Source organism: Mesobacillus sp. (assembly GCF_049588175.1).
Taxonomy (GTDB): domain Bacteria; phylum Bacillota; class Bacilli; order Bacillales; family Cytobacillaceae; genus Mesobacillus.
This window is the reverse complement of sequence record NZ_JBAVFI010000323.1, coordinates 1-3,750: the sequence shown is the minus strand read 5'-3', so window position 1 is coordinate 3,750 and position 3,750 is coordinate 1. Positions and strand designations below refer to the sequence as shown.

Genomic DNA, 3,750 nt, shown 5'->3' with positions numbered 1-3,750 from the left:
AAGCCCGCATAAGTAATTCATTCAAGTAGCCTTGTATTATTAATTTGGCTCTGTTAAAGCCTAATGTTGTTTTTTAAAACCTGTTGATTGTAGTGGAAGGCGCGAAGACTCCTCCGAAAATGCTAACGCATTTCCATCGTGCGTGGGCAGAATCGAGGGAGCTAATCAATGTCCTGCGGGCGCAGCTGGTCAGGTGAGACCTAGGTGAAATGATTCTCGTGAGGAATCATTTGCACCCCGCAGGAGCGAAGCGACGAGGAGGCTCAGCGCCAGCCCCTAGAAGAATTTTCATAATTCTTCCGCGGAAAGCGAAGCACCTGGAAGGAAAATCAACAGCCTTTTTTAACAGAGCCTATTATTAAAAGAAAAATTGTTAATTAACATTCACGATCGGTTTCTTATTCTTAATCCTGTCCCTTAATTCAGCCATCATGGCCAGCAAGCGTTCTCCCCTGTCTTCAGGGGCTATTTTTTTATGCAATACAGCATATAAAACAACGTCCCTCAGCATAAGGAAAAATGGAAGCTGCTCTTTCCAGCCTTCTGGAAGTTTATTTGCTTTTTCATACCCTTCCATAAAAGCATTCAAGAATTCATCAGCAAATTTTTGCCTTTGTTCTTGTTTTTCTGGTGGGATTTTATAAAAAATGGAATAAAACAAAGGAATGGCAATGTCAGATGCAAACCAGAAGTAACAGGCATCATCGAAATCAAATACGTGTATTTTCTCGCCATCGTAAAAAAAGTTTCCTGAGTGGATATCTGTATGAATCAATCCGTATGTATCCTGATCTTGAGGAAGTTTGGACAGAGTATCCAACAATTCATGGGCATTTTCAACCAGTTGGGCATCCTCTGCGGGAAAATATTTTTCCACTTCCAGTAATTCATCTTGATTCCAGCTGATTCTTACCTTGATCCCGTCGGAAGGCTTATAGGATTTAGTAGCCTGATGCATCAACGCAGTTGTTTCTCCCCAAGCCTTAAACAGTTGAGAATCGAACTTTTCAGAGCGGACATTCACTGGTTCACCTTCAGCCTTGGAATACAAGCATCCGTAAAATTCACTGCCATCATCGGCACTCAATGGTTCAACAAATCGTCCATTAATGGATGAGTAAACTTCTGGGATGGACAAACCAGACTTGTGTAGATGCCTCATCCAATCCATTTCTGAAGCAATTTCCTCTCCGCTTCGATGTGAGCTATGGGTTACCCTTAAAATAAAGGCCTTTCCATTTTTGTAGGTTTCAAATACATAGTTCTCAAAATCCCCGAGCTTTTTAACTTCAGATTCAAGTCCGTATAAATTTAAAAAATTGTTCAGTAGCTGATCGTTCATTAATCTTTCTACTATTTTTTCCATCGTTCCCATTTTCCCCTTTATTTTTTATCTTTTCTTAATACTCAAAATATATTACACCATATATTTCGTTAGAAAAGCTATTTTTATCTGCAGACTTTTTTTGTAAAATAAAATGTAGGAAATCGAAATAATTTTCAAAGGAGACGACCATGAGCCAATCTGCTGCAGCTGTCAAAATGAAACCACAAAAGCAAAACGAGACAGCTTATAAAATTCTATTCATCATTGGGTTAGTACATTTGCTGAATGACTCCATCCAATCAGTTATACCTGCGATGTTTCCGATACTTGAGAAATCGATGGGTCTAACTTTTACACAATTAGGCATAATCGGCTTTTCACTAAACATTGTGTCCTCGGTTCTCCAGCCTTTGATTGGCATGACGACCGATAAGAAGCCTATGCCATATGCCCTGCCGCTTGGCTTGACCTCTACAATGTTTGGCGTATTAGGCCTGGCTTTTGCCCCAAGCTTTGAGTTCGTCATACTTTCAGTTTTGTTCATCGGGCTGGGATCTGCCGTTTTTCATCCTGAAGGGTCAAGGGTTGCTTATATGGCAGCGGGACCACGCAGAGGTCTTGCCCAGTCGATCTACCAGGTTGGAGGGAATTCAGGTCAAGCACTTGCTCCGCTGATCACAGCACTCATACTTGTGCCTCTTGGCCAGATTGGTGCGGCATGGTTCACATTAGTGGCTGCATTCGCAGTTGCCTTGCTTGTGTATATTGCTTCCTGGTATACCCGAAAACTGGATTTCGAGAAAATCGCTTCAAAAGTTAAACAATCCAGCAAAAAAGTAAACAAAGGAATCTCTAAAAATATTAAAATAGCACTTGTCCTGATTCTATTTTTGATTTTCGCCCGTTCATGGTATATATCAGGAATGACTAATTTCTATGCGTTCTATGCAATCGATAAATATGGCCTTTCAATAAAAGAATCTCAGCTGTTCCTGTTCGCCTTCCTGGTAGCCGGAGCAGTCGGAACTTTTTTTGGCGGACCACTCGCAGATCGTTTTGGTAAGAAAAATATTATTTTTATCTCCATGGTAGCGACCGCCCCGCTGTCAGCAATCATTCCATTTGTTCCTTATGCGGTGGCATTTATCCTGTTAACAGTCAGCGGCTTCATCTTAATGTCGAGTTTTTCAGTCACAGTCGTTTATGCACAGGAGCTAGTCCCAGGCAAGATAGGCACCATGGCGGGTCTGACAGTAGGGCTGGCTTTTGGAATGGGAGCAATTGGTTCAGTCGGCCTCGGTTCTTTAGCGGATTTGATTGGCTTGCCACGGATGATCATGGGTGTCGGCTTCCTTCCACTTTTAGGAATAATGACACTATTCCTTCCATCTGACGCAAAGCTTGCGAAATGGAACGATTAAAATTTTCCATTTGTTGATTTACGTTTAGGCATCCTCTGCTTAAGGAATAATGTAATGAGCACAACAGGAAGGGAGATTAACATGTCTAAATTTAAAATCAACTATTTTTTCGAAAAAGATTTTTCTGTATCACGTCCTATCGAGGTAGAAGATATATCTGATGCAATCCAGGACGCTAAGGATCATGAGGGTATCATAGAATTCACCTGTGAAGATCATGTATTCCACAGATTCGATACTAAAGACATTAAGCTAGTTACGATAACGGAAGATTAATAACTTTTCTTGATTTCGATATTTCATGCTAAAACGGGAATTCAAAATCCATTTCAGTGCTGATAGATGCTCCGCATCAATACTGAATTTGTATTTTGATGAACAGCTTTTAAGCGAATATAAAATAGGGGTGATGCGAAGGTTATAGATTCCTTTGCCTCACCCCTTTTGTTATTGAATTAGATTAATTTTATCCGCGCAGCAAGTTCCTGCTTTTCATCTTCTGTCAACATATTTTCTGCCATCGGAAACAAAATGCTTTCCTCTTTCGAAAAATGGCTGACAAGTGTGTAATTTGCATCTTTGATTAATTGTGCATTATGGATTATTTGCTCTTTTGCCATTTCTTCAGTTCCATTCTTGGTGTTATGAAGGAATGTTCCTATGAATCTTTTTGCTTGATCATGCTCATATTCCATTACAGCAATCGGACCCATTTCTCTGCCGATATATGCAGCCATCATCTCAAACAGCACTCCTTCTTCACGTTCCGAGTGCGGTTCCAGCTGTGCAAGAAACTCAACCACTGCAGGACGCAGCTTATTGAAATTCTCCTCAATTTGTATTCCTTCTTCTATTTTCACACATAAATTCAACAATTCTTCAAGCCTATCAAGCAAAGGCGGATGCTCACTCTTCAATTGCTGTAACCCCTCGGATAATACAAAACTGGAATCTTGATTTAGTCCACTCATGCAGCCAGACATCTTTATCGGCCTCCTATTC

At 40.6% G+C, this 3,750-nt stretch carries 4 protein-coding genes; 2 read left to right on the top strand and 2 right to left on the bottom strand.

Features of this window, described 5'->3' with window-relative positions:
• Window positions 1–373 precede the first annotated feature (373 nt).
• The gene (locus WB217_RS07940) at window positions 374–1,366 is read right to left on the bottom strand and encodes a phosphotransferase enzyme family protein (protein ID WP_423992268.1); all 993 of its coding nucleotides are present in this window, start codon (window positions 1,364–1,366) and stop codon (window positions 374–376) included.
• Between the two features lie 149 nt (window positions 1,367–1,515).
• Here WB217_RS07940 and WB217_RS07935 point away from each other — a divergent pair, with 149 nt between their 5' ends.
• Window positions 1,516–2,748 carry an MFS transporter gene (locus WB217_RS07935; RefSeq protein WP_423992266.1) on the top strand — a complete coding sequence of 411 codons (1,233 nt, stop codon included), beginning with the start codon at window positions 1,516–1,518 and terminating at the stop codon, window positions 2,746–2,748.
• An 81-nt stretch (window positions 2,749–2,829) separates the two neighbouring features.
• A complete protein-coding gene (locus tag WB217_RS07930) occupies window positions 2,830–3,024 on the top strand; it encodes a hypothetical protein (protein WP_423992264.1) in 195 nt (64 codons plus the stop codon).
• A gap of 179 nt (window positions 3,025–3,203) precedes the next feature.
• On the opposite strand, the gene WB217_RS07925 is transcribed toward WB217_RS07930, so the two are convergent.
• Window positions 3,204–3,731, bottom strand: coding sequence for a hemerythrin domain-containing protein (locus WB217_RS07925; RefSeq protein WP_423992262.1), 528 nt, complete (start codon window positions 3,729–3,731; stop codon window positions 3,204–3,206).
• Window positions 3,732–3,750: the final 19 nt, after the last annotated feature.